The 26231-nt window shown below is 59.0% G+C and carries 23 protein-coding genes; 2 read left to right on the top strand and 21 right to left on the bottom strand.

The features are described 5' to 3' along the window. Nucleotides 1-25: 25 nt before the first annotated feature. The 11 genes from ftsA to COL8621_RS05400 form a co-directional block, all read right to left on the bottom strand. Nucleotides 26-1360, bottom strand: coding sequence for a cell division protein FtsA (gene ftsA, locus COL8621_RS05450; RefSeq protein ID WP_093966266.1), 1335 nt, complete (start codon nt 1358-1360; stop codon nt 26-28). Continuing rightward, a complete protein-coding gene (locus COL8621_RS05445) occupies nt 1357-2238 on the bottom strand; it encodes a cell division protein FtsQ/DivIB (RefSeq protein ID WP_093966265.1) in 882 nt (293 codons plus the stop codon). Before COL8621_RS05445 ends, ftsA begins: the two co-directional genes overlap by 4 nt. Next, nucleotides 2226-3104 (bottom strand): D-alanine--D-alanine ligase, encoded by an 879-nt coding sequence (locus COL8621_RS05440; RefSeq protein ID WP_235823746.1) that lies wholly within the window; start codon nt 3102-3104, stop codon nt 2226-2228. Before COL8621_RS05440 ends, COL8621_RS05445 begins: the two co-directional genes overlap by 13 nt. Before the next feature lie 92 nt (nt 3105-3196). Next, entirely contained in the window at nt 3197-4141 is a 945-nt protein-coding gene (gene murB / locus COL8621_RS05435; protein WP_093966263.1) for a UDP-N-acetylmuramate dehydrogenase, read from the bottom strand. 20 nt (nt 4142-4161) lie between these two features. Continuing rightward, entirely contained in the window at nt 4162-4419 is a 258-nt protein-coding gene (locus COL8621_RS05430; protein ID WP_093966262.1) for a DUF2484 family protein, read from the bottom strand. Beyond that, the gene (locus tag COL8621_RS05425) at nt 4416-4685 is read right to left on the bottom strand and encodes a DUF2484 family protein (protein ID WP_093966261.1); all 270 of its coding nucleotides are present in this window, start codon (nt 4683-4685) and stop codon (nt 4416-4418) included. The genes COL8621_RS05430 and COL8621_RS05425 overlap by 4 nt, the downstream gene beginning before the upstream one ends. Next, nucleotides 4682-5869 (bottom strand): APC family permease, encoded by a 1188-nt coding sequence (locus tag COL8621_RS05420; protein WP_093966260.1) that lies wholly within the window; start codon nt 5867-5869, stop codon nt 4682-4684. The genes COL8621_RS05425 and COL8621_RS05420 overlap by 4 nt, the downstream gene beginning before the upstream one ends. Nucleotides 5870-5874: 5 nt before the next feature. Continuing rightward, the gene (gene murC, locus COL8621_RS05415) at nt 5875-7275 is read right to left on the bottom strand and encodes a UDP-N-acetylmuramate--L-alanine ligase (protein WP_093966259.1); all 1401 of its coding nucleotides are present in this window, start codon (nt 7273-7275) and stop codon (nt 5875-5877) included. Next, entirely contained in the window at nt 7275-8378 is a 1104-nt protein-coding gene (locus tag COL8621_RS05410) for a UDP-N-acetylglucosamine--N-acetylmuramyl-(pentapeptide) pyrophosphoryl-undecaprenol N-acetylglucosamine transferase (RefSeq protein ID WP_093966258.1), read from the bottom strand. The genes murC and COL8621_RS05410 overlap by 1 nt, the downstream gene beginning before the upstream one ends. Then, a complete protein-coding gene (ftsW, locus tag COL8621_RS05405; RefSeq protein WP_093966257.1) occupies nt 8378-9544 on the bottom strand; it encodes a putative lipid II flippase FtsW in 1167 nt (388 codons plus the stop codon). The genes COL8621_RS05410 and ftsW overlap by 1 nt, the downstream gene beginning before the upstream one ends. A gap of 153 nt (nt 9545-9697) precedes the next feature. Next, a complete protein-coding gene (locus tag COL8621_RS05400) occupies nt 9698-10870 on the bottom strand; it encodes a type III PLP-dependent enzyme (protein WP_093966934.1) in 1173 nt (390 codons plus the stop codon). Between the two features lie 294 nt (nt 10871-11164). Here COL8621_RS05400 and COL8621_RS05395 point away from each other — a divergent pair, with 294 nt between their 5' ends. After that, nucleotides 11165-12097: an L-lactate dehydrogenase gene (locus COL8621_RS05395; RefSeq protein WP_093966256.1), complete on the top strand. Its 933-nt coding sequence runs from the start codon at nt 11165-11167 to the stop codon at nt 12095-12097. A 73-nt stretch (nt 12098-12170) separates the two neighbouring features. On the opposite strand, the gene murD is transcribed toward COL8621_RS05395, so the two are convergent. The 9 genes from murD to COL8621_RS05350 all read right to left on the bottom strand — a co-directional run bounded on the left by murD (nt 12171) and on the right by COL8621_RS05350 (nt 22966). Then, nucleotides 12171-13574, bottom strand: a complete 1404-nt coding sequence (murD, locus tag COL8621_RS05390) for a UDP-N-acetylmuramoyl-L-alanine--D-glutamate ligase (RefSeq protein ID WP_093966255.1) — start codon at nt 13572-13574, stop codon at nt 12171-12173. Nucleotides 13575-13584: 10 nt separating this feature from the next. Beyond that, a complete protein-coding gene (gene mraY, locus COL8621_RS05385; RefSeq protein ID WP_093966254.1) occupies nt 13585-14670 on the bottom strand; it encodes a phospho-N-acetylmuramoyl-pentapeptide-transferase in 1086 nt (361 codons plus the stop codon). A gap of 17 nt (nt 14671-14687) precedes the next feature. Further along, complete coding sequence (locus COL8621_RS05380) at nt 14688-16121, bottom strand: UDP-N-acetylmuramoyl-tripeptide--D-alanyl-D-alanine ligase (RefSeq protein WP_093966253.1); 1434 nt, start codon at nt 16119-16121, stop codon at nt 14688-14690. Then, on the bottom strand, nt 16121-17608 hold the full coding sequence (locus tag COL8621_RS05375; RefSeq protein WP_093966252.1) for a UDP-N-acetylmuramoyl-L-alanyl-D-glutamate--2,6-diaminopimelate ligase: 1488 nt from the start codon (nt 17606-17608) through the stop codon (nt 16121-16123). Before COL8621_RS05375 ends, COL8621_RS05380 begins: the two co-directional genes overlap by 1 nt. Nucleotides 17609-17626: 18 nt before the next feature. Next, nucleotides 17627-19414, bottom strand: coding sequence for a peptidoglycan D,D-transpeptidase FtsI family protein (locus COL8621_RS05370; RefSeq protein ID WP_093966251.1), 1788 nt, complete (start codon nt 19412-19414; stop codon nt 17627-17629). Beyond that, nucleotides 19411-19758: a cell division protein FtsL gene (gene ftsL / locus COL8621_RS05365; protein ID WP_093966250.1), complete on the bottom strand. Its 348-nt coding sequence runs from the start codon at nt 19756-19758 to the stop codon at nt 19411-19413. Before ftsL ends, COL8621_RS05370 begins: the two co-directional genes overlap by 4 nt. Next, nucleotides 19758-20762, bottom strand: a complete 1005-nt coding sequence (gene rsmH / locus COL8621_RS05360) for a 16S rRNA (cytosine(1402)-N(4))-methyltransferase RsmH (RefSeq protein ID WP_093966249.1) — start codon at nt 20760-20762, stop codon at nt 19758-19760. Before rsmH ends, ftsL begins: the two co-directional genes overlap by 1 nt. A 3-nt stretch (nt 20763-20765) precedes the next feature. Continuing rightward, entirely contained in the window at nt 20766-21272 is a 507-nt protein-coding gene (gene mraZ, locus COL8621_RS05355) for a division/cell wall cluster transcriptional repressor MraZ (protein ID WP_093966248.1), read from the bottom strand. Nucleotides 21273-21883: 611 nt separating this feature from the next. After that, complete coding sequence (locus COL8621_RS05350; RefSeq protein ID WP_093966247.1) at nt 21884-22966, bottom strand: Mrp/NBP35 family ATP-binding protein; 1083 nt, start codon at nt 22964-22966, stop codon at nt 21884-21886. A 233-nt stretch (nt 22967-23199) separates the two neighbouring features. Here COL8621_RS05350 and COL8621_RS05345 point away from each other — a divergent pair, with 233 nt between their 5' ends. Then, a complete protein-coding gene (locus COL8621_RS05345; protein WP_093966246.1) occupies nt 23200-23415 on the top strand; it encodes a DUF1127 domain-containing protein in 216 nt (71 codons plus the stop codon). Nucleotides 23416-23699: 284 nt separating this feature from the next. Here the strand turns inward: COL8621_RS05345 and COL8621_RS05340 are convergent, their stop codons facing one another. Further along, entirely contained in the window at nt 23700-26060 is a 2361-nt protein-coding gene (locus COL8621_RS05340; protein ID WP_093966245.1) for an ATP-dependent helicase, read from the bottom strand. Nucleotides 26061-26231 lie beyond the last annotated feature (171 nt).

The raw sequence follows: 26231 nt of genomic DNA, 5'->3' as shown, positions 1-26231 counted from the left end.
TTCGCCCAACTCGCAGCATCTTGCGTCACCAGTTATCCTTGAACCAACGCATCGCCCGCTTCAGAGAACGCGCCGGGTATCGTTCAGCGGGAATGTCAAAGTCCCACCATTCGTCCTGCGGGTGCGCCGCGAACAGGCAAAGCCCGACCGCACTGGAAAACGCAGCCCCTGTCGCCGCCTGTGGTAAGCCCTGCACACGCAGCGGCCGGCCCAGACGAACCTGCTGGCCCAAAATACGGCTGGCCAGCCCATCCAAGCCTGGTATTTGGCTGCCGCCACCTGTCAGCACGATCTGCTGACTGGGCAGATGTTCGAACCCGGCCGCATCAAGGCGTGAACGGACGTCTTCCAGGATTTCTTCGACCCGTGGACGCATGATGCCGATCAGCTCTGCTCGGCTGACAGTGCGACGATCGTGTTCGTAATCGCCGGTGTCGCCGCCAATCTCGATCATCTCGCGGTCATCCATGCCTGTGGCCACAACGCCGCCGTAAAAGGTCTTGATCCGCTCTGCCGTAGCCAGCGGAACCTGCAACCCCTTAGAAATGTCCTGCGTTACGTGATCCCCGCCCATGCGCACACTGTCGGAATAGATCATGTGCTTTTTGATAAAGACCGAAACGCCCGTCGCCCCGCCGCCAAGGTCAATACAGGCCGCGCCAAGCTCTTGCTCATCTTCGACAAGGCTGGAAATGCCTGACACATAGGCCGAAGACGCAAGCCCGGCCAATTCAAGGTCACACCGTTTGATACAGTACAAAAGGTTCTGCACCACATCGGTTTCGACGGTCAGCAGGTGCATATCACAGGCAAGCCGGTTCCCGATCTGACCACGCGGATCGTTTAGACCCGTGCGGTGATCCAGCGCAAAGTTTACCGGCTGCGCATGCAGCACCTCGCGCCCATCCCCGAAATCGGGGACATCGCACGCGGCCAGCACGCGGGCCACGTCATCTTCTGTTACGACGCTGTCGGCCAGTTCGATATCGCCATCAAGGCCATATGACCGTGGCTGAGCGCCCGACATACAGGCGATCACATGATCAACACGCAGGTTCGCCATTTTCTGCGCGGCCTGAACGGCCGTCCGAATGGCGCGCTCTGTTTCCTGCATCGCTTCGATTTCGCCAAAGCGCACACCGCGCGACCGCGTTGTTGCAGCACCGATCACCCGGAACGAGGATTGCCCCGCAAGTGACCCAACACCGTCGCCGCCCCGAAACCGGTCAGGCCCGTCAAACCGCAGAACAAGGCAGGCAATCTTTGAACTGCCCACATCCAGAATTGCGATCACGCCCCGGTCCATCGCTTGTTTGCGCATCCGCCGCATGGCGCGCTGCGATTGATAGAGATCGGTCATCTGTTGGTCGCTCCTGACTCAAGTGTCTTAATTCGTCTTAATTCTTCGACCGCTTCTTCAGCCATGCGAAGTGTTGGGCGGGCCGCATTGCGCATATCCACAATGACCAAATCCCGTTCCAGCATCTCTTCGGCTTGGCTAAGCGCGATCACCCGGTTCAGCGCAGCAAGTGCGCCCTGTTCGGGCAGCAAAATGCGCTGCCCCCGGTCAAGCACCACATCCCAGCGCCGTTCGCCCATACGCACCAAACCGCGCACCCGATCCGAAATCGGACCAGCGGCCTGCAACAGCTTCATTGCTTCGGCCACGTTGTCTTCGCCACCCTCACCCGCAATAATCGGAAGATCGGGGCGATCGGCGCGGCTGGCCAATGGGGCAACACGGTGCCCTTCGTCATCCAACAACTCCAACCCGTGGCGACTGCGCCAAATGACGGTCGGAACGCGCTCGACGATCGAAATCTGCAGGATACCACCCGCCTTCACCCGGATGTCAGCCCGCGCGACAGCATCAAGCCCCGAAACAGTTTCGCGCATTTCTTCCAAGTCCAGATCGAAAGAGCTGATCGGGAAATCCAGCGGGACCACTTCGCGAATATCTTGGTCAACCTCGACCGATGCGCCATCCACGGCCATCAACTTGACCATGAACTCTGGCCGTTCTTCAACGGCGCGGCGCATGTCTACGAATGCCAAGTTAACGGCATCGCGACGATCCTGATCGGAAAAGTACCAGCCCGCCGAAAAGACAACGCAGAACGACGGCACCCCGACACGCAAAAGCGCGCGAAACACTGGCGTCAGCCACAGCCGGTTCATGCGATAGGCTAACCGCGTTGGCGCGGGATCACGTTTTGGCGGAACGCTCATCTGTTGCATGATGCGTCCTCCACCATCCAGCGACACAATGCGCCGAAGCTCATCCCACATGTCCCCGCCTGCTCTGGGGTAAGAGAGGTCGGCGTCATCCCCGGCTGCGTATTGGTTTCAAGCAAGATCAACCCGTCGATCCCTTTGCTTTCATCCCAACGAAAATCAGTGCGCGAAACACCGCGGCAGCCAAGCGCATTATGCGCCCGCAGGGCATAATCCAAGCAGGCATCGAAAATCTGTTGCGGAACGTCAGCGGGCACAACATGGCGCGACCCGCCTGTTTTGTACTTCGCATCGTAATCGTACCAACCATCGGTCAGGATATCGGTGACAGTCAGCGCGCGATCACCAACAACCGTGGTGGTCAGCTCACGTCCGGGCGCGAACGCCTCGACCATGACTTCATCTGGCATATCGTTGGAAAGCTGAGGCGGCGCGTTGGCGGCTTCGTGTACGATGTACACACCCACCGATGAGCCTTCGTTGTTAGGCTTCACGACGTAGGGCGGCGTCAGCACATGCTTTGCGCGAACCTCGTCCGCGCTGGCCAAGCGGCTTTCAACAACCGGAAGCCCGGCAGCCTTATAGGCCAGCTTGGACCGCTGCTTATCCATCGCCAATGCGGACGCGAGAACACCTGAGTGGGTGTAAGGAATACCCATCCACTCTAGCAAACCCTGCACACAACCATCTTCACCCCAACGCCCGTGCAAAGCATTGAAAACAACATCAGGTTTGATTTCCGAAAGACGCGCGGCAAGATCCGGCGCGGCGTCAATCAACACCACGTCAAACCCTTCGTCCCCAAGGGCGGCGGCGCATTCACGCCCCGACACCAGCGAAACCTCCCGCTCTGCGGAAGGTCCACCCATCAGTACCGCCACTTTCGGGGTTGCCCTGCTCGACATACCCGTCACTTGTGCCTCGTTTCAGGGCCTTTTTGCCGGCCCCTTGTTTTTTAGTATCAATCCGGGGTCGGTTCGCCGACCCGCATAATTTCCCAGTGTAAATCTATTCCACTGTTTTGGAAAACCTTTTTTCGCACCAATTCACCAAGCGACTCTAGGTCAGCGGCAGTGGCTGTGCCTGTGTTGATCAGAAAGTTGGAATGCTTTTCCGACATCTGCGCGCCGCCCAGCGTTGCGCCGCGCATTCCAGCATCGTCAATCACCTTCCATGCCTTCAAATCATGCACGTCATCGTCCCGCCCCGTAGAGCTGAACCCAGCCGGGTTGCGGAATGTTGATCCTGCACTTCTGTCTTTCGTCGGCTGCGTTGCATCACGCTTGGCCAACTGGTCGGCCATGCGCGCTTCCAGCGCCTCAGCATCACCTTTTTCGCCCTCAAAGGTCGCCTCGATCAGCACCCAGCCTTCGGGAAGCTCCGTCTGGCGGTACTGAAAGTTCAAGTCATCCGCCGTCAGCGTCACAACCTCGCCCGCGCGGGTGACAACCTTTGCGCTGACAAAAACGTCTGCCGTATAGGTGCCATAACACCCGGCGTTCATCCGCACTGCACCGCCCACAGCACCGGGAATGGTCCGCAGGAAAGTCAGATCAACGCCCTCCGCCGCCGCCTTGCGCGCGACATGTGCGTCCAGCGCTGCAGCGCCCGCCGTGACTGTTGTGCCGTCAATTGTGATGCCGTTGAAACCACGCCCAAGCCGGATAACAACCGCCCGCAGCCCGCCATCACGTACAATCAGGTTAGAACCGACCCCGATCGGAAACACCTGCACGTCGGAAGGAAGCGCTTTCAGGAAATCAGCAAGGTCATCCACATCCGCAGGCTGAAACAACCAATCAGCAGGCCCGCCTACGCGCAGCCAAGTCAGGTCATTCAGCGCGCGATTTGGGGTTAACGTGCCGCGCACCGCTGGCATCGCTGCCGATGTGGTCTGATCACTCATGAAATACTCTGCCCTTCGTTTCAGGACCGTTTACCGCGCAACTGCCGCGCACACCAGCGGCCAAGATAAATTACAGGCCAACGCAGAACCGACGCCCCGATTGCAAACACCACCATCCCCCAAACCGGGCCGTTCTGGTAGGTCACGAACCCCAAAAGCGGAATTCCAACCGCAATCAGAACATACGCGGCCGGCCAGTGGTGGTGGCGGCTTGGAAACATGGCGATCACATTCGCCACAACAACCCAAAGGCAGGCAAGCGCCAACGAAGGTGTCATCGGTTTTCCTTTTCTTCTGGGCGCCGCGCAGGCAAGCCGCGCGCACGGCGATAGAGATAGATCAATGGGTTCCTAAACATCGAAGCGAATGCGCCCACGGCCAGCAAGACAACCCAGACATTATGCTGCCATGCCAGAAATCCGATCACCGCTGGCGCAAGGATCAACAGCGTCAGCCCCGGAGGGTACTGCATCCGCATCGGCAACATCGCGGTGATCGCGGCGGCAAGGGTCCAGAAACAGGCCAATGTCAGAGAAAGCGTCATGCGGACTCCGCCAATGTTAGGGCAAGTGCGGCAAGCGATGCGAACAGGCCGAAATACGGAACGAACGTCGGCACGCGGAAGGGTGCAAAGGGCGCTTTGCGTTTCAACGCGATCAGCGACAGGTTCACCACCGCAAACACCGCCAAAAGGACCGAAGACGTAACCTCGGCCAGTGCTGCAACCGGAAGAGCCAAGGCGGCGGCAATGACTGCCGCGCCGACCAAGACGGTCGCCTTAACTGGCGTACCCAGCGTCGGGTGCGCGTGATGGAACATGGCCAGCCGCTTTTCACGCTTCCCAAGCCCAAACAACACCCGCGCCGCCATCACGATCTGTGCCAACACGCCATTTAGCGCAGCCGCCACAGCAATCAGCGACAGGAATTGAGAGCTTTTGCCCGAGCCTACCTCCCACACCAAGGCAAGGGGGCGGTCACTTCCCGCCAGTTGCTCAGCGGGCACCGCGCGCACGGCGGCAAGGCTGACGCCGGCGTAAATAAGTGAGGTGATGATCAGCGAAAGCAGGATGGCGCGTGGCAGGTTTCGTTCGGGGTGCGCGACCTCTTCGGCCATGTTTACGATGTCTTCAAACCCGATGAACGCGAAGAAGGCCAACACAGCGGCAAGGCCAACGCCCGACCAGATGATCGGTGGCGGTGCGACCCACGCCTCTACCGGGGTGGCGTTGGACCCCGCCCATATGACAAGGCCAAGCCCGGCAAGTTCGACCACCGTAAAGATCGCCGCGACACTAAGGCTTTCTAACGCGCCCATCAGCGCGACGCCGATCAACACAACGCCAAGCCCGATGACGACCCAATTAAACGGCAAATCCACCACCGAGGTCAGATACCCCGTGCCACCACGCAACACCGCAGCGGCCGAAATCGTTCCGGCCAGAACGATGGCCAAGCCGATCAACACAGAAAGCCAGTGCAGTTTTAGCCCCTGATCGACATAGGCCGCTTCGCCTGCTGCTTCGGGAATACGGGTGGAAAGTTCCGCATAGGACAAGGCCGATGGGGCCGCGATCAGCCCGGCGCATAGAAACGCCACAGGGGCATAGACGCCCGCAGCCCCGGCAACCGCCCCTACCAAAACATAAATGCCGGCGCCAACCATGACGCCGACACCATAAGCCGTTAAAAGCCCCAGCCCGATCCGCCTTTGAAGCTGGTCGGGCATGACACTTACGCCTTTTCCAAACGCGCGGGCAGGTTATTGGCCCAAGTGGAAATCGTACCGGCACCAAGGCAGACAACCATGTCACCCGGCCCGGCCTGCTCGCGGACCAGCCGCTCTAGATCTTCCTCGCTTACGATTGCGCGGGCGTGGCGGTGGCCGTGGCGGATAAGCCCGGCAACCAGATCATCGCGCCCTGCCCCTTCGATCGGGTCTTCGCCAGCGGCGAACACTTCGGCGATTGCGACGACATCGGCGTCGTTGAAGCATGAACAGAAATCATCGAACAGCGAATGAAGGCGCGAAAAGCGGTGTGGCTGATGCACGGCGATAACACGGCCCTTGGTCGATTGACGCGCGGCTTTCAGCACAGCAGCAATTTCAACCGGGTGATGGCCGTAATCGTCGATAACGGTCACGCCGTTGACTTCGCCAACCTTGGTAAAGCGGCGGTTCACGCCACCAAAGTTTGCCAAAGCCTCGCGGATTTCATCGGCTTTCATGCCCAGATGGCGCGCAACCGCAACGGCAGACAATGCGTTGGAAACGTTGTGATCGCCCGGCATCGGCAAGCTGCAGCCTTCGATCACCATATCTTCGTTCTGAAGCGCGATATCAAAATGCGCCACGCCGTTTTCATAGGTCAGCTTCACGGCCCGCACGTCGGCCTGAGCGTTAAAGCCAAAGGTCACGATGCGGCGGTCGGTGATTTTACCGACCAGCGCCTGAACCTCTGGGTGGTCAGTGCAGCAAACGGCAAGGCCGTAGAATGGAATGTTAGAGACGAAATCCAGAAAACCTTGGCGCAGGGTATCGAAATCGCCCCAGTGTTCCATATGTTCTGGGTCGATGTTGGTGACGATGGCAACGGTCGCGGGCAAACGGTTGAACGTGCCGTCGCTTTCGTCGGCCTCAACCACCATCCATTCGCCCTGCCCCATCCGCGCGTTCGAACCATAGGCGTGGATGATCCCACCGTTGATAACGGTCGGGTCAATATTGCCCGCATCCAGCAAGGTCGCGACCATCGTGGTGGTCGTCGTTTTGCCATGCGTACCGGCAACAGCGATGTTGGATTTCATCCGCATCAGTTCGGCCAGCATTTCGGCGCGACGCACAACCGGCAGCCCCTGAAGCCGCGCGGCGTCCAGTTCCGGGTTGCCCGGCTTAATGGCAGACGAAATGACGACAACAGCGGCGTTTTCAAGGTTCTCGGCCTTTTGGCCGACAAAGACCTTGGCACCCAAACCGGCCAAGCGATCGGTGATCTTCGATGCCTTAAGATCGGATCCCTGCACCGTATAGCCAAGGTTCAACAGAACCTCGGCGATGCCGGACATGCCGATACCACCGATACCCACAAAGTGAATTGGGCCCACATCGGTGGGTAGTTTCGTCGCTGCATTCATTACACTTGTCCCTCGCCAGCCAGCGTCTCAACAATTTCGACCAACCGATCCGTCGCGTCAGGAAGGCCAGCAGCAAGAGCCGCGTTGGCCATGCGTGTCGCCCCTTTGGGATTGGTCAGAACCGCGCTTATTTGCTCTGAAAGAGCGATAGGCTCAAGGGCGGATTCCGGAATAAGGATCGCGGCGTTCGCTTCCACCAAGCCGCGCGCGTTGGCTGTCTGCTCGTCACGGATGGCGGCCGCCAGCGGCACAAAGATCGCCGGGCGACCGATCACGCTGATGTCGGCAACGGAAGAGGCCCCCGCGCGTGAGATCACCAATTGCGCCTCGCTCATCCGGCTGGGCACGTCGGTGAAAAATGGCTGAACATCTGCGGTGATGCCGTTTTCGGCATAGAACTGCGTCACCCGCTCGCCGTCTTCATCCCGCGCCTGATGGGCCACGCGGATGTTCCGCCGGATATCTTCCGGCAGTGCGGCAATCGCAGACGGAACAACATCCGACAAGATGCGCGCGCCCTGACTGCCCCCCATCACAAGGATCGACATCGGGTAATCACCGGGCGGAATATAGGGCGCACCAGCACGTTCCAGCACGGCACCGCGTACGGGGTTTCCTGTGTGGAACCCTTCGACCCCTGCCGGCAATTCCGTCGGCCATGTGCCACAAGCTACCGTATGCACACGCTTGGCAAACAACTGGTTCACCCGGCCAAGCACACCGTTCTGTTCGTGGATCATCCGGGGCAAGCGCAGGATCGTTGCAGCCGCAACCGCAGGGATCGCCGGATAACCGCCAAAGCCAACGACGACGCTGGGCTTGTCGCGCATCATTTTCGAAACCGCCGACGCCACGCCGCCAATCAGGCGAAACGGGACAACCGCTTTTGCCAACAGGCCGCCACGCGCGAAGGTGGCCGAAGACATCTCTTCAACCTCAACGACATGCGGAAATCCGCCCGTATAACGCGCACCGCGCGCATCGGTCGAAAGCTTCACGCGCCATCCTTTGCGGATCATCGCCTCGGCCAGCGCTTGGGCCGGGAACATGTGGCCGCCGGTCCCGCCAGCAGCAATCACAAGAAGCGGAGCGTCATTTGCCATTACCGGCCCTTCCGCATCAAAATATCACCGATTTCGCCCTGCGGCCGTGTGCGTGTAAACGCCAACAGCATGCCAACGGCAATGCCACCCGCAATCAGCGACGAACCGCCATAACTTACGAACGGAAGGGTCATACCCTTGGCCGGCAACAAACGAACCGCGACGCCCATGTTAATTAGCGCCTGAACACCAAACATGCAGGCAAGGCCAGTTCCGGCAAGGCGAATGAACGGGTCACGCTCTTTCATCAGGCGGAACAAAGAACGCACGACGATGGCGGCGTAGATCATAATGATCGCCAGCACCAACAGCAGGCCGTATTCTTCGGCTGCGACGGCGATGATGAAGTCGGTGTGCGCATCAGGCAACGATTGTTTCACCTGCCCCTCGCCCACGCCGACGCCAAAGAAACCGCCCTCGCGGATCGCGTTGGTCGCGTAGCCAAGCTGGGTGCGCGGGTCCAGATCGGGGGATAGGAACCCATCAATCCGGCGCGCGAAGTGTTCCGAGTTGTGATAGGCAACCGTGCCGCCGAATATCGTCAGCCCCGCCATACCGATCAGCAACAGGATCGGCGCGCCAGCGACGAAATACATCACACCCCAAGAAAACAGGATCAGCGCGGCCTGACCGAAATCGGGCTGCATCGCCAAGAAACCAACGACAACTACGGCAATGGCAAAGGAAAACGCCTTACCCGGAGGGCCTCCAACCTCTTGGTTGGCGGCCATAAGCCATGCGGCCAGAACGATGAAGCCGGGTTTCAAGAACTCAGAGGGCTGCACCGATGCAAAGCCAAAGCTGTACCAACGCACAGCGCCCTTGCCAAAGTCTGTGCCCAATACCGGCAACAGCGCCAGCGCCACAAATGCTGCGAAAAAGCCCATCACGCCAAGGCGGCGGACCAGATCGGGTGACATCATCGACGTTAGGAACATCGCCATCAACGCGACCGAACCAAAGAACGCCTGCCGTTCAACATAATGGAACGGCGCAAGCCCATTCCGCGCAGCCAATGGAGGCGAGGATGCAAGCCCCAGAAGAAGCCCGACCCCAAACAAAAGCAGGATGCAGGACATCGTCCATTTGTCGATCGTCCGCCACCAACGTGGAAGAACGGGTTCACCTGCCCGCATGGGCACGGTGCCAAACACCATTTCCGTCATAAAATACCGCCTCGACTGCCTCGTACTGCCCGGTTTTCCGGGTCTACCTTTAACAATACCGAAACTTATTGCGTTACGCTAGTGGCGCGTTTCAACAGTTTCGTGGCCTTCAGGCGGAAAACGAAAACCCCGCCAAGTGGCGGGGCATTCTGTTCAGATCACGATGACATCCAGCGGCGGGAAGCCGTTAAAGCCAACCGATGAATAGCTGGAGGTATAGGCCCCGCAGTTGCGGATAATAAACCGATCCCCCGCTTTCAGCCCAACCGGCAACTGCACCGGGCGTTTTTCATACAGAACATCGGCGCTGTCACAGGATGGCCCGGCCAGAATGCATGGCCCTGTTGGTTCTGCGTCGCGGTCGGTGATGAACTGATAACGGATCGCTTCATCCATCGTTTCCGCAAGACCCGAGAATTTGCCGATATCCAGATACACCCAGCGATGCGCGTCGTCGTTGGACTTGCGCGACACCAAAAGAACCTCGGCCGCGATCATGCCTGCTTCGGCCACCAGGCCACGGCCCGGCTCTGCCATCACACGCTCAACATCGCCGAAACGCTCTGTCACCAGCGCCATCACGCGCGCGGAATATTTGGTGGGGTGGTCAATCGCTTCGCCATAGAACGCTGGGAAACCACCGCCAATGTTCAGCAGGGTCAACTGATGCCCCTGCGCATGGGCGCGGTGCCAGATCTCAGCAATCTGGTCCAACGTGGTGGTCCACATTTCAGCGCGGCGCGTTTGGCTGCCAACGTGGAATGAAAACCCAACAGGTTTCAGCCCAAGACGGGTTGCCATCGCCAGCAGATCCAATGCCTTGTCGCGGGCGCAACCGAACTTGCGCGACAGCGGCCAATCGGCTTCGGATGCGTCAACGATCAGACGGATGTAAACCTCGGCACCCGGCGCATGCTCGGCGATCTTCTCAAGCTCTTCTTCGGCATCGGCCGCGAACAGGGTGATACCTGCGTGGTATGCGAACGCGATATCCGAGGCGCGTTTGATCGTGTTGCCAAAGGAAATGGTTTCAGGTGCCGCGCCAAGGGAAAGGCACAGCTCAATCTCGCCGCGCGACGCAGCATCGAAATGAGAGCCAAGATTGACCAGCTCTTCCACGATCTCACGCGCCGGGTTCGCTTTCACCGCATAATGGATGTGCGCGCGGCCCAACCCTGCCTTCAGGGCATGGTATTGATTGGCAACGGCTTTCGTATCCAGAACCAGCGTTGGGCGGTCAAACTCGTTTGCCCGAATGAAGGCTTCCACGCGGGAAACAGGTGCAACTGCGGGGCGACCGACAAAATCGGTGATCGTAGCGTTCATGGTCATCTCCAATAGACCCGGCCATATATGACCGCTCACTTCCAAGGGAGACGTTACCGTCGCTACATAAACGCGGGGCTTTGAGGCCCGGCCAGAGGCGCGTGCGTTGGCGTCTTGAGCGGGGCAGATAGGGGCACAAATGAGTCGTGACAAGACTAAATTTTTTCAACCACGCAACTTTTTGATGCAGCGGATAAGTTGGTCGTCTTTTTGCGACACCCAATTGACGCAAATCACATTCTGAAATCGCGATTTCCGCTAACCTGACCCCGTTGGCTTGAAAAGGATCAAAACATGAAAGTCGGGATCGTTGGCGCAGGAATGGTGGGCAGCGCGGCGGGCTATGCCTTGGCCCTGACAGGAACGGTCAGCCGTGTTGTCTTGGTCGACCAAAACGCCGCCCTCGCGCAGGCGCAGGCAGAAGATATCGCCCATGCGGTCCCCTTCGCCTCTTCCACGATTGTTGAGCATGGCGACTATCCTGCGCTGGCCGGCGCGGGCGTTGTCATTCTGGCGGCGGGTGTCGGCCAGAAACCCGGTGAAACAAGGCTGGAACTGCTCAGCCGCAACGCTGCGGTGTTTCGGGATGTAACCGCACGTGTCTTGGACCACGCGCCAGATGCGATCTTGCTGGTCGCGTCGAACCCGGTTGATGTGATGACGCAGATCACCACCCGCCTGACTGGCCTGCCTGCTGAACGCGTGATCGGCTCTGGCACGATCCTTGATACTGCCCGCTTTCGCAGTCTTCTGGGGCGGCATTTCGACATTTCCCCGCGCTCTGTGCACGCCTACGTGCTGGGCGAACATGGCGACAGCGAGGTTCTGGCATGGTCCAGCGCCCGCGCTGGGTCGGTCCCGCTGATGTCTTTTGCGGCTCAGGTCGGCTCGCCCATTACCGAAAACGTGCGCGCGCAGATTGACGACGGGGTGCGCAACGCGGCCTATACGATCATCAACGGCAAAGGCGCCACGTGGTACGGCATTGGCGCAGGACTTGCCCGGATCGTGCGCGCGATTGTCCAAGACGAACAGGCAGTGCTGTCAGTCTCTATCGCAACAGACGAGGTGCTGGGCGTGAAAGACGTCGCACTCTCCCTGCCCCGCATCGTTGGCGCTGCCGGTGTGCGAACTGATCTGATGCCCGACCTGACAGACGACGAAGCGCGCGCCCTAAAGGAAAGCGCTACGTTGCTGCAATCTACAGCGGATGCAGTGGAGCTGTGAAAGGGAATAAACACGCCGCCACGGGCGCCAATCAAACGAATGGTGTGCGGGGCGTATGCCCCGCTCCGTTAGGTTAGGTTGCGATGGCGCGCGTCACCTCGGCGATGAAATCCTCGCCGCGTTTTTCGAAGTTGTCGTATTGATCGAAACTCGCCGCCGCTGGCGCCAGCAGGACGATGTCCCCCTCTTGAGCATCCGCCACCGCTTGGGCCACCGCTTTTTCCATCGTTTCGCACACCTCATGCGGGGTGTCGCCCAGATGAAGCGCAAAATTCGCGGCCTCGCGCCCGATGACATAGGCCTTGCTGACGTTTCCAAGCTGCGCGGCCACCGGCCCCAGCCCGCCGTCTTTTTCCAAACCGCCGCAGATCCAACGGATGTTTTTGAACGCGGCAAGTGCTTTTGCCGCGCTGTCGGCGTTGGTGGCTTTGCTGTCGTTCACGAAACGCACGCCGCCGGACTCGGCCACCAGTTGGCTGCGATGTGGCAGCCCTTGGAAGGAATGGAACGCTTTTTCGATCACCTTCGGCGCAAGGCCAAGCGTGCGCACCGCCGCATAGGCAGCACAGGCGTTCTGGTGGTTATGCGCACCCGGAAGCCCCGCGATCGCGCGCAGGTCAATCGACCCAACCTGACGCCCTTTGCGGTACTCTGACAGGAACCCTTTGCGCGCGAAAACGGACCAGCCCACGCCCTCTAACTTGCGCGCGGCCGAGATGCGGATCAGCCGATCATCTGCTTGCCCTTCGGCCATCTGATTGGCCAGATACTGGCCTTCGGGCTCATCCACGCCAATGATCGCACGGTCAGGGCCGCCTTCGGCGAACAACCTGCGCTTGGCCGCAAAATAGCCGCCCAACCCGCCATGCCGGTCAAGGTGGTCTGGCGAAAGGTTGGTAAGGATCGCCACATCCGGTGTCAGTGCGCGCGCCAGTTCGGTTTGATAGCTTGAAAGCTCCAACACCACGACGCCGCCATCGCCGGGCGGGTCTATATCCAGAACGCCGCGGCCAATGTTGCCGGCCAATTGACTGTCGCGCCCGACTTCGCTCAGCACATGGTGGATCAACGCCGACGTGGTGGATTTGCCGTTCGACCCCGTCACCGCAATCACCCGCGGAGGGGAGTCGTAGTGGTCCCATTCCCCCGACGCGAACGAGCGGAAGAATAGCCCGATGTCATTGTCCACCGGAACCCCAGCGTTCCAAGCGGCGGCGATGATACGGTTCGGTGTGGGGTAAAGATGCGGAATGCCCGGTGAAACGATCAGCGCCGTGATACCGCCCCATGCATCCGCACGGGTCAGATCGTGAAGGGTGTACCCCTCTGCTTCGGCCCGTGCGCGGGCATCTGGGCTGTCATCCCACACCAGTGGCTCTGCCCCGCCCGCCTTCAATGCTTTTGCCGTGGCAAGGCCCGACCGACCCAACCCCAACACCGCGACGCGCGCGCCTTCATATCCGCGAACGGGGATCATGTGTTTTCCATCACCGCAGTTTCAGTGTTGCAAGGCCGATCAACGCAAGGATCAGCGAAATAATCCAGAACCGGATCACGATCTGCGGCTCTGCCCAACCTTTCTTTTCGAAATGGTGGTGGATCGGAGCCATCAGGAATACCCGCTTGCCGGTACGTTTGAAGTAAAGAACCTGAATGATAACGCTCAGCGCCTCGATCACAAACAGACCACCGACAATGGCCAGAACGATTTCGTGCTTAGTGGACACAGCAATAGCACCCAGCGCACCGCCAAGGGCAAGAGAGCCTGTATCACCCATAAACACTGCAGCTGGCGGAGCATTGTACCACAAGAACCCCAGCCCGCCGCCGATCAAGCCTGCGGTAAAGATCAGAATTTCCCCTGTGCCGGGCACATAGTGCACGTCAAGGTATTCGGTGAAATCGACGCGCCCAACGGCATAGGCGATCACGCCCAAGGTACCCGCAGCGATCATCACCGGCATAATGGCCAACCCGTCCAAACCATCGGTCAGGTTCACCGCATTGGCAGAACCGACGATCACAAGGACCGAAAACGGCACGAACAAGAAGCCAAGGTTGATCAGCGTGTCCTTAAACACAGGAAGCGCAAGCTGATTGGTCAGGGCTTCGGGGTGATAGACAGAGGCCGCAAACCCAGCCGCCGCCGAAATCATCAACCCAAGCGCCAGCCGGACACTCCCGGAAACGCCTTTTGTGTTGTTTTTCGAAACTTTGGCATAGTCATCGGCAAACCCGATGGCACCGAAGGCCACGGTGACGAACAAAACGATCCATACATAAGGGTTATCAAGCCGCGCCCACAAAAGCGTGGACACGATCACCGCGCCCAAGATCAAAACGCCCCCCATGGTTGGGGTGCCGGCCTTGGTTTCAAGGTGGCTTTGTGGGCCATCATCGCGAATAGGCTGACCGTGGCGCTGGCGCTTGCGCAGCAGGTTGATCAGAGGACGGCCGAACATAAAGCCAAAGATAAGCGCCGTGAAAAATGACGCGCCGGCCCGGAACGTGATGTAGCGAAACAAGTTAAAGATGCCGCCACCGTCAGAAAACTCGGCCAACCAATACAACATACGTTCAGTTCCTCAGATCAGTCATTCGGGACCGCTTGTCCCAATTTGCGCAAGGCGTCAACCACAAGCGAAACGCGGCTGCCTTTTGAGCCCTTAACAAGCACCACATCGCCCGCATCCACCAAAGATCGTGCGCGTGCCGCCAGTTCGGCTGCTGTCTCATGCCATTCGCCGCGTTGGTGGCGGGGCAATACATCGTAAAGCACGCGCATACGCGGGCCGACGCAATGAACAAGGCTCACACCGCGAAGCGAGGGATCGTCGGCAATCGCGCGATGTAACGCCTCCTCGGTCGGGCCCAGCTCAAGCATATCGCCCAGAACCGCGATCCGGCGGCCTTTGGCAACACGGCCAATGCCATCTTCTGGCTCGGCGGCCGCAAGCACATCCAGCGCGGCCTCCATCGAGGCTGGGTTTGCGTTGAACGCATCATCGATCAGGTCAAAGGCCATGCGATCGTCGATATCGTCCAGCAACAGCTTTTCGCGCGCTCCGCGCCCTGCTGGAGGAGCCCAGTTCACAAGATCACAGGCCGCAACCGCCAGATCCGCGCCCACAGCATCGGCCACAGCCAAGCCACCAAGGGCGTTCATCGCAAAATGTCGCCCTGCGGTCTGAATTTTGAAGAGAAGGTCGTTTCCACCAACCGCTGCGTGCGCGATTGTTGCATCGGCCTTTAACGTCACCTCGGTCAGGCGGAAATCACAGCCCGCTGACGCGCCGAAGGTAAGGGTTTTAGCGCCGACTTGATCCGCCTTAGCCAAAAGGATTGGCGAAACATCCAGATCATTCAACAAGACAGCGGTGCCGCCCGGTTCCAGCCCATCAAGGATGCTGGCCTTTTCATGCGCAATCGCGGCCACGTTTTCGAAGGCTTCAAGATGGGCCGCCACAACGGTTGTGATCATTGCCACATGCGGGCGCGCCATTTGCGCCAACGGGGCGATTTCGCCCGGGTGGTTCATCCCAATCTCGATAACCGCAAAGTCAGCATCTTGCGGCATGCGTGCCAACGTGATCGGCACGCCCCAATGGTTATTGAAACTCTTTTCAGCGGCATGCACCGTGCCCTGCCCTGCCAACACAGCGCGTAGCATTTCTTTGGTCGAGGTTTTACCAACCGACCCCGTCACCGCCACAACCTTTGCCGTGGTCCGGTCTCTGGCGGCGCGGCCCAATGCCTCTAGCGCGGGCAGAACGTCATCGACGACAAGCAGCGGCGCGTTCGCTGGCACGCCTTCGGGAATACGGCTGACCAACGCGGCGGCGGCACCGTTTTCCAGCGCCTGAGCGACGAAGTCATGGCCATCACGCACATCTTTCAGCGCAACGAACAGATCACCGGGCGCGATGCTGCGGGTATCGATCGAAACGCCGTTGGCCTCCCACGCTTGCGTGGATTTTCCGCCTGTCGCCGCTTCTGCCGCGGCCGAGGTCCAGAGCGCGCCCATCACAGCAACCCACCCAGCGCGGCAACCGCAACGCTGGCCTGTTCCACATCATCAAACGGATACACGTCGTCCCCTACGGTTTGGCCTGTTTCATGGCCCTTGCCAGCTATCAACAAAGCATCCCCGGGCTGCAATGCGTCCACGCCGCGCAAGATTGCTTCGGCGCGGTCGGCCACTTCCACCCCTTCGGGCATAGCCGCCAAAATGGCCGCACGGATCGTCGCCGGGTCTTCGCTGCGCGGATTGTCATCCGTCACAAATGCCACATCGGCGTGTTCGGCCGCAGCCTGACCCATCAACGGGCGTTTGCCTGTGTCGCGATCCCCGCCCGCGCCAAAAACCACAATCAAACGCCCCATCACATGGGGGCGCAGTGCGGTCAGCGCGGTTTTAAGCGCATCAGGCGTATGGGCGTAGTCGACGAATACCGCCGCACCGTTTTCCCGCGTCGCGGCCAACTGCATACGGCCCCGAACGGTTGAAAGATTGGGAAGGGTTTCAAAAACCTGCGAGGCCTCGGCCCCACCGCCAATAACCAGCCCCGCAGCCAGCAGAACGTTTTCAGCCTGAAACCCACCGATCAGCGGCATGCGCACTTGCCGGGTGACTTTGTTATATGAAAACCGCAACTCTTGGCCCGTCGCATCATATCGTTGTGCCAAGATGCGTATATCCGCATCTTCCGCGCGCCCCACGGTCAACAGCGTTTGACCGCGCGAACGCGCAATCTCTGCCATCGCAGGACCTTTGGGATCGTCCAGATTGATCACCGCCACACCGTCTTCGGGCAGAACCCGCCCGAACAACCCGGCCTTGGCTGCGAAGTATTCATCAAAATTGGCGTGATAATCCAAGTGATCTTGGCTGAAGTTGGTAAACGCCGCCGCGTTCAGTGCAACCCCATCCAGCCTGCACTGTGCCAAACCGTGCGAAGAAGCCTCCATCGCGGCGTGGGTGATCCCGGCTTCGGCCATTTCGGCCAACAGGCGATGCAGCGTGATCGGCTCTGGCGTTGTGTGGTTCAATGGCGCGGAATAAGCCCCTTCGACACCTGTCGTGCCAAGGTTAACCGCCTGCAGGCCAAGCAACGACCATATCTGGCGCGCGAATGTCGCCACCGAGGTTTTGCCGTTGGTACCAGTCACCGCCACCATCACATCAGGCTGCGCACCGAACCAAAGCGCAGCGGTGTAGGCCAGCGTTTGACGCGGGTCTTCTGCAACAATCAGGGCAGCACCGGAATCAGCCAATTCCTGTTTTGCGATCTTCGCGCCTTCGGCGTCGGTCAGGATGGCGCCGGCGCCCATGCGCAAGGCGTATTGAATGAACTCGCCACCATGAACGCGTGTTCCGGGAAGGGCTGCGAAAAGATGGCCCTCTTTCGTCAAACGGCTGTCGACCGAAAGACCAGTAACCTGAACCTCTCGCCCGCCCTGGGCGGTTAGGCCCAGCTGTGCCAGTGATTTTGCCTGTGCCTGCTGCGCCATCTTTGTCCCCAAGGCTTGTCAGTTGCCGGTGAGTGTTACCCCGAAGCCGGGCTGGGGTTCAATCTCTGGTCTTAGTCCAAGCAGCGGCGCGGTGCGGCGAATGATTTCCGCGGCCACGGGAACAGCTGTCCAACCTGCTGTACGGCGTGGTTTCGCGCCCGAGGTTTCTTCGGGTTCATCGAGCGTTACCACCAGAACATATTTGGGATCATCGGTTGGGAAGACACTGGCAAAGGTCGCGATGACTTTGTCTTTGTAATACCCGCCACGCGGCTTTGGCTTGTCGGCGGTTCCTGTCTTGCCACCCACGGAATATCCCGGCACGTCCCCAAAGCTGGCAGTCCCACGGGAAACGACAGCACGCAGCATATCGCGGGACGCGGCAGAGGTTTGTTCTGACACAACCCGTTCACCCGTTGCGGGGCGACCACCGGCCAGAAGCGTCGGTTTGACCTTGGTCCCACCATTCAGCAGCGACGCATAGGCCGTCGCAAGGTGAAGCGGGCTTGCCGAAAGGCCGTGACCGTAAGATGCGGTGATGGTGGTAATATCGGCCCAGCGTTGCGGCAACAGTGGCTTGGCACCCGGCGCTTCGACCAATTCAACCGGCGTGGCCTCAAAGAAACCCAATTCGCGCAGGAAATCCTGCTGGCGTTGTGCGCCAATTTGCAGGGCCATCTTTGCGGTCCCCACGTTCGACGATTTCACAATCACATCTGTAACGGACAGCAGCGGGCCATAGTTCTTGTTCTGGAACTCGCGGATCTTGTGCTTGCCCCATTTCATCGGCGCATCTGCATCAACCAGCGTGTTGGCGTTGGCCAAGCCAAGTTCGATCGCCTGCGCGGCCGTAAAGATCTTGAAGGTCGAGCCAAGCTCATACACGCCCTGAACCGCGCGGTTGAACAGCGGGCTGTCGGACTGGTCCCCCTCCAACAACGGACGAGGACGATCATTCGGGTCAAAGTCGGGCAACGAAACAAGGGTGATGATCTCTCCGGTGTGCGCGTCCATCATGACGGCGGTCGCACCCTTGGCGTTCATCAGTTTCATGCCGCCGTAAAGAACACGGCGCGTCGCCGCCTGAACGGACAGGTCCAGCGACAGGCGAAGCGCTTGCCCGCCGTTCGCCGGGTCACGCAGGTAATCGTCGAACGCCTTTTCCACACCGGCGGTGCCAATCACTTCGGCCGAATGCACGCCTTCACGGCCAAAGCCGAAACCACCAAGCACGTGCGCGGCAAGCCTGCCATTCGGGTAAAGCCGCATCTCACGCGGGCCAAACAGAAGGCCGGGATCACCGATGTCATGCACAAGCTGCATCTGCTCGGGGCTGATTTTCTTTTTGATCCACAAGAACTTACGCTTACCCGTAAATTGCTCCAGCAGCTTTTCTTCTTTCAGGTCCGGGAAGATCGCGACCAAAGCTTTCGCCGCGCGCTCTTTGTCGATCATCATCGGCGGCTGCGCATAAAGCGAATGAGTCGCCAAGTTGGTCGCCAGAATGCGCCCGTTCCGGTCAGTGATATCGGCGCGCTGCGCGGTGATCGCCGCACCCGAGGCCGCCGCGCGCGGTTCATGCGGTTCCGACGCAGCCAAAACCCCCATACGGGCACCAACGGCGGCATAGGCGCAAAAGAACAGCACGCCCAAGATCAGCAAACGCCCTTCGGCACGGCTGCGCGACTGGTCGCGCATTTGTTCGTGGCGCAGGCGCAGGTTTTCACGCTCAATCGCGTCGGGGTTCTCCCCTTTTGCGCGCGCCTCTAGAATACGGGCCAGTGGGCGAAGGGGGGTGCGGATCATGGGTAATCCTCCCGCAGGCCAATCACGTCGATCGGATCAACAATCGGAGGCAGCTCTGTCGAAGGGTACGCGACTTGATCAATTAGGCCGAACTGTTCTGGCATAAGCGGAAGCAGGCCAAGCCGTTCGAAATTCAGATCCGCCAGTTCACGCAGCCGATCAGGGCGGTTCAGATACGCCCATTCGGCGCGCAGCATCGCAAGAGAGGCCCGCATCCGCGCGATATCACGCTGCAATGCGTCGGTTTCTTTCATCGCTTGCTGGGTCTCGTAATTTTCACGATAGGCCCAGAAGGCCAGCCCCATGACCGCCAGCGCGGAAAGCACGTAAAACAGGCTGCGCATTACCTTTTACCCCCTGCCATAACCCCCGGAAGGCCAAGGCCTGCCCGGTCCACATCCCCTGCGGGGGCTTCGGTACGCACTGCCACACGCAGCTTCGCCGAACGCGCCCTTGGGTTCACCTCTAACTCTTCGTCATCCGGGCCGATTGCCCGACGTGACAACAATTTGAACTGTGGCGTTTCTTGTTCAATCTCTGGGGCATAGCGGTTGGCCCGCCCGCCCCCGCCAGACCGCGCCTGAAGATACCGCTTTACGATCCGGTCTTCGATAGAATGGAACGTCACAACCGCCAGCTTGCCGCCGGGCTTCAGCGCGCGTTCAGCGGCACACAGCCCCTCAACCAGTTCGCCCAGTTCGTCATTCACCGCGATACGGATCGCCTGAAAAGAGCGTGTGGCCGGATGGCTTTGCCCCGGCTTGGGGCGCGGCAAACACCGTTCGATCACCGCAACAAGCTGCGCGGTTGTTTCAAATGGTTCGGTTTTCCGTGTCTCAACGATTTTGCGCGCAATCCGGCGGGATGCGCGTTCTTCGCCATAATGATAAAGAATGTCAGCCAAGGCGCTTTCATCCGCTTCGTTCACCAGATCGGCAGCAGAGGGGCCGGATTGGCTCATCCGCATATCAAGCGGGCCGTCTTTCATAAACGAAAAGCCACGCTCGGCCTGATCCAGCTGCATGGACGAAACACCAAGATCCAGCACCACGCCATCCAAGGGCGCGTCACTATATGTATCAAGCTGCGAAAACGTGCCTTCGACCAGTTGCAGGCGATCACCGTATTCGGCGGCCCATTTTTCGGCCATCTTGAACACGGCCGGGTCACGATCAACGCCGATAACCTTTTCGGCACCGGCCTCTAGCAACCCGATGGAATATCCCCCCGCCCCGAATGTGCCATCCAGCCAAACACCTTCGATTGGCGCGACAGCCGCCAAAAGCGGGCGCAATAGGACTGGGACATGAGGGCGGTCATCGGAAACGGGGCGGGCATCTGCGGCCATCGCCTAGTCCCCTTTCTTCTTGGGCGGCAAAAGGGTCAGTGGATCAAAGTCCTCTGGGTATTCATCCTCTAGCGCATCCATATAAACAGCATTCTCTGCTTCAAAGGTTTCAGGCTTCCAAATCTGGAAAGTGTCGCCTGATGCGATAAAGAACGCCTCTTTTTCAAGGCCAATTTTCTCGCGGAGCTTTTGGGGCAGCACAAGACGACCATCGCCATCAACCTCTGTCGGGTGGGATTGGCCGTTGATCAAGCGTTCCAACATACGGCGTTCTGGCGAACCGCGCTGCATGTCTTCGATCTGATCAGAGACCTCGTCGATCGCTTCGATTGTGTAAACTTCCAGGAATTTGCGGCGGTGGTCACCATAAACGATGACCAATTCGGGACGCAGACCATCGGTCCAATTTGGATCACCCGCTTCAAGCACACGGCGAAAATGGGCTGGGATCGAAACCCTGCCCTTCGTGTCCACCTTAAAGGTGTATTCGCCTCTGAACCTGCGCGCCACTGTCCCGACGCTCCTATCAAATTGCCACTTTTCGGTCCGGAAACGAAAACGGCGGATTGAGCTGCTGCCACTGCCCAATCCGCCGCCCTCGTCCCATCACTGGGTGCCCGACTGCGCATGCCACCTGGGGGGATGTCTGCTCGCTCACGCGCCGGATCTTTTAGTTCGGTGAAAGCGGGTGCCTGTATGAAACCTGACTTGGTGCCTTTGTTCGGGGTTCTTTATTTGCCCCTATAAGCCCGTTCTCATCCGATGAACTAGGGATGCCATGGGAATTCATGGAAATCAACAGATTTTCACGGGAATTCACCACTACATGCTGTTTTGCTAGGCGCCCCAACACAAGGGATTGTGGCTCAAATCGACAAACCTTGGCTCAATTAGTGCTACAATGAACAAGCTTCCGCTAGATATAGACAAGCGCCAGCCGGCGCAGCAGTTCCCACAAATTCCCAAAAATTTCAAAAATTTTCAGATCGTGGCCCAGAGAACCCGACTCGCAAGCCGACAAACGACCGTTTTCCCACCATTTTCAGACAGGATTTCAGCTGATTCGGAAAAGCGGCGGCCAAATTGACCGCCGCTCCCACAAATTCCCACTGAATGTGCGCTTAGGCCATGCCGCCCGCCACCAGCCGCGCCGCCAAGGCCGCGTAAGCCTCTGCCAAGGGGCCATCACCCGCCGCGACAGGCACGCCTGCGTCACCCGCTTGACGAACCTCAATGTCCAAAGGCAGCTCGCCCAAGAAAGGCACGCCGATCTTTTCAGCCTCCGCCCGGACACCGCCGTGGCCAAAGATATGCGCCTCGTGCCCGCAGCTGGGACATATATACATAGACATGTTTTCAATCAGCCCCAGAACCGGGGCTTTCAGCTTTGCGAACATGTCGATTGCCTTGCGCGCATCCAGCAGCGCCACATCTTGCGGAGTGGACACGACCAACGCCCCCGTCAACTGGGTCCGCTGACACAGCGTCATCTGCACGTCACCAGTGCCCGGTGGCAGATCGACAATAAGAACGTCCAACTCGCCCCACTCCACCTGACCCAGCATCTGCTGCAACGCGCCCATCAGCATCGGGCCACGCCAAACAACAGCCTGATCCGGGTCAACCATCAGGCCGATGGACATCATTGTCACGCCATGCGCCTGAAGTGGGATGATGGTTTTCCCGTCTGGCGAACCGGGGCGCTTGGAGACACCCATCATGCGCGGCTGCGAGGGGCCATATATATCGGCATCCAACAAACCGACCCGCCGCCCCTGCTTGGCCAAAGCCACCGCGAGGTTGGACGACACCGTGGACTTGCCCACACCACCCTTGCCGGACGCAACGGCCAGAATGCGATCAACGCCACTGACCTTCTGCACGCCGCCTTGGGTGGGATGGCGTCCAATTTTCAAACTGGGTGCCTCGGCAGCGGGTGGTGCCGCCTTTTTGGCTGGGCCATGCGCGGTCATCACGACGGACACGTCCGAAACGCCATGCAACCGACGAATGGCTTCTTCCGCGGCCTTGCGCACCGAATCCATTGCAACAGCCGCTTCTGGATCCGCAACCTCAATCACAAACCGCACCGATTCACCTTCGATCGTAAGCGCGCGGATCATGTCGTTTGACACCAAATCACCCCCGCCGGGCAGTGATAACAGTTTCAATGTGTCAAGAATGACGTCACGAGAGATCGACATCGCATAGGCTCCTTTTGGTTACCTGTAACATGGCCACCGCGAAACCAAGGGCAAGAGCAAACTATTCCTGCACTGATCTCAAGCGATGCGCCCAATATTACGTCAGCAACACTTATGCAATTGCTGCATGGCGGCATTGTCCAAACATTCGTTGTGCAGTCGCAGAAAAATCGTATCTTTGGATCAACAGCGAGCGACACAACAAACGCCGCTTAAACGAATAGGAAACGACAATGGCACACGCACAGCACATCCAAGTTGCGCACAACGGCTTCGGCGAATGGCTTCGCCAAGTGATCGCGGTAACCCGCGATGCTTTGGAGCGCCGCCGCGTTTATCGTCAGACTGTTTCTGAACTGGGCGCGCTAAGCAACCGCGAGCTTGCAGACTTGGGCATCTCCCGCTCGATGATCCGCAGCTTGGCAAAGGAAACAGCTTACGGCGCATAAGAATACGGATCAGAAAGTCCTTCCTCCTCCCTGGGCTTTCTGCTTTTAGCGGCGACATCTTCCTCCTCCCTGATGTCGCCGCCCTTTTACAACGGAGCAAACGCTCCACCGAGATGCGGCAGACTTCCTCCTCCTCCCTGAGGTCTCCCGCTTAAAAGAACGGCGACGCCCTCCTCCTCCCTGGCGTCGCCGTTTTTCTTTTTCTGGACCCCACGCAAAAGAAATGCCCAGCCAAGGCGGAGCACTGACCCGTTGGGCCGAAAACCCTTAGTTAACTTAAGACGTTAGAACGGCACGTCGTCCGCACGCTCTGCGGCAACAACGAAGCGCGCGACAACCTTTTTCGCGCCCGCCTTTTCAAATTCGATGTCCAGCTTGTCGCCTTCGATGCCCATCACCGTTCCATATCCGAACTTCTGATGGAACACCCGGTTGCCAGCCGTAAAGCTTGAAACCGCCTCGGCATCAATGACGATGCCACGGCTTTCCTTTGGCTGACTGGTCGGGCGTGATTGGCTGCGCTCCTGAAGGCGTTTCCATCCGGGCGAATTGTAAACATTCGCCGAGGCGGCCTTCTGTTCGATGTTATTCGCCATGCCCGCCGCGCCATACCCGCCGCCGTAAAGGCCGGGCGGGGTCAGAATATCTACGTGGGCTTCGGGCAATTCATCAATGAATCGCGACGGCAGGGCCGATTGCCACTGACCATAGACACGCCGGTTGGCCGCAAAAGAGATCGTGCATAGCTTTTCGGCCCTTGTGATGCCCACATAGGCAAGGCGGCGCTCTTCCTCGACGCCTTTCAGGCCGGTTTCATCCATGGAACGCTGACTTGGGAACAAGCCATCTTCCCATCCGGGCAAGAAAACGGCGGGAAATTCCAGCCCCTTAGCCGCATGAAGCGTCATGATTGAAACCTTCGCGCCGGCCTCTTCCGTTTCATTATCCATGATCAGCGCGACATGTTCCAAGAAACCCTGAAGGTTTTCGAACTGCTCCAACGCTTTCACAAGTTCTTTCAGGTTTTCCAGACGCCCGGGTGCTTCGGGAGTTTTGTCGTTCTGCCAGAAGGTCGTGTATCCCGACTCGTCCAGAATCACCTCGGCCAGTTCGACATGACTGGCCGTGTCGTCCAGCGTTGCGCCATGCCAGCGGCCAATGCCATCCAACAACTTGCCAAGTTCGGCCGCGCCTTTGCCGGTAAGCCCTTTCGCCGCCAGCAAAAGCCGCGCGCCTTCGACCAATGACACGCCATTCGCCCGCGCCATCGCCTGAATCTTTTGTTGCGCCTTATCGCCTAGGCCGCGTTTGGGCGTGTTCACAATACGCTCAAACGCTAGATCATCCTCTGGCGACACTGAGATACGGAAATACGCCATGGCATCGCGAATCTCTAACCGCTCGTAGAAACGAGGGCCGCCAATGACGCGATATGGCAGGCCGATGGTCAGGAAACGATCCTCAAACGCGCGCATTTGATGCGATGCCCGAACCAAAATCGCCATGTCATCCAGCGAAAATGGGTCCAACCCACGCGTGCCCGATTGCATTGCCTCGACTTCTTCGCCGATCCAACGCGCTTCTTCCTCGCCATCCCAATGGCCGATCAGGCGCACCTTTTCGCCGCCCTCAGCCGCAGTCCAGAGGGTCTTGCCAAGGCGACCTTTGTTGGCGTCGATCACGCCAGATGCAGCCGCCAGAATATGTGCGGTAGAGCGATAGTTTTGCTCCAACCGAACGACCGTCGCGCCGGGAAAATCCTTTTCAAACCGAAGGATATTGCCGACTTCTGCACCGCGCCAGCCATAGATCGACTGATCGTCATCGCCCACGCAGCAGACGTTTTTATGCCCCCCCGCCAGCAGGCGAAGCCAAAGGTATTGGGCGACGTTCGTATCCTGATACTCGTCCACCAAAATATAGCGGAACCAGCTTTGATATTGGGCCAGCAGGTCATCGTGTTTTTGAAAGATGGTGACCATGTGCAAAAGCAGGTCGCCGAAATCCACGGCATTCAACGTGCGCAAGCGTTCCTGATAGGCAGCGTACAATTCCACGCCGCGTTGATTGAACGCCGAAGCTTCGCCAGCCGGGACGTTCTGAGGCGTCCACGCACGGTTCTTCCAGTTATCAATAACGCCAGCCAAAGCCCTGGCAGGCCAGCGTTTTTCATCGATGTTGGCGGCGACGATCAGCTGCTTCAAAAGGCGGATCTGATCATCGGTATCAAGGATCGTGAAATTGGACTTTAACCCAACAAGTTCCGCATGGCGGCGCAGCAGCTTTACGCAGATCGAATGGAAGGTGCCCAGCCATGGCATCCCCTCAACGGTTTGCCCCAACAGGCGGGCGACACGCTCTTTCATTTCGCGTGCGGCTTTGTTGGTAAACGTCACCGAAAGGATTTCATTGGGGCGGGCCTTGCCCGTTGTCAAAAGATGAGCAATCCGCGTTGTCAGCGCCTTAGTCTTCCCCGTCCCTGCACCGGCAAGCATCAAGACCGGGCCATCCAATGCCTCAACCGCGGCACGTTGAGCTGGGTTCAGCTCATCCAGATAGGGCGTCGGGCGCGCGGCCATCGCGCGCGCGGCTAGGGAAAGCTTCTCCCCCGCCTCGAAGGCGTCATCTTCGTCATAACTATTCATGCGGGCAAGTTAACGCGCTTTGCGCACAAGGAAAAGAGGTGTTCACACTATGTTCCTTGATGAAATTTGCGCGCCACATTGCCACTTGTCGAACGGGTCGCATTGCAACCGCCGCCCGTTATCGCTAACAGAAGGCTGCGCATACCCATTACTACTGGTTGTTCCGGTTAC

The sequence above is a fragment of the Actibacterium lipolyticum genome (genome assembly GCF_900184935.1).
Lineage (GTDB): Bacteria > Pseudomonadota > Alphaproteobacteria > Rhodobacterales > Rhodobacteraceae > Actibacterium_A > Actibacterium_A lipolyticum.
The sequence above is the reverse complement of the archived record's forward strand: the minus strand, read 5'-3'. Positions and strand labels throughout refer to the sequence as shown.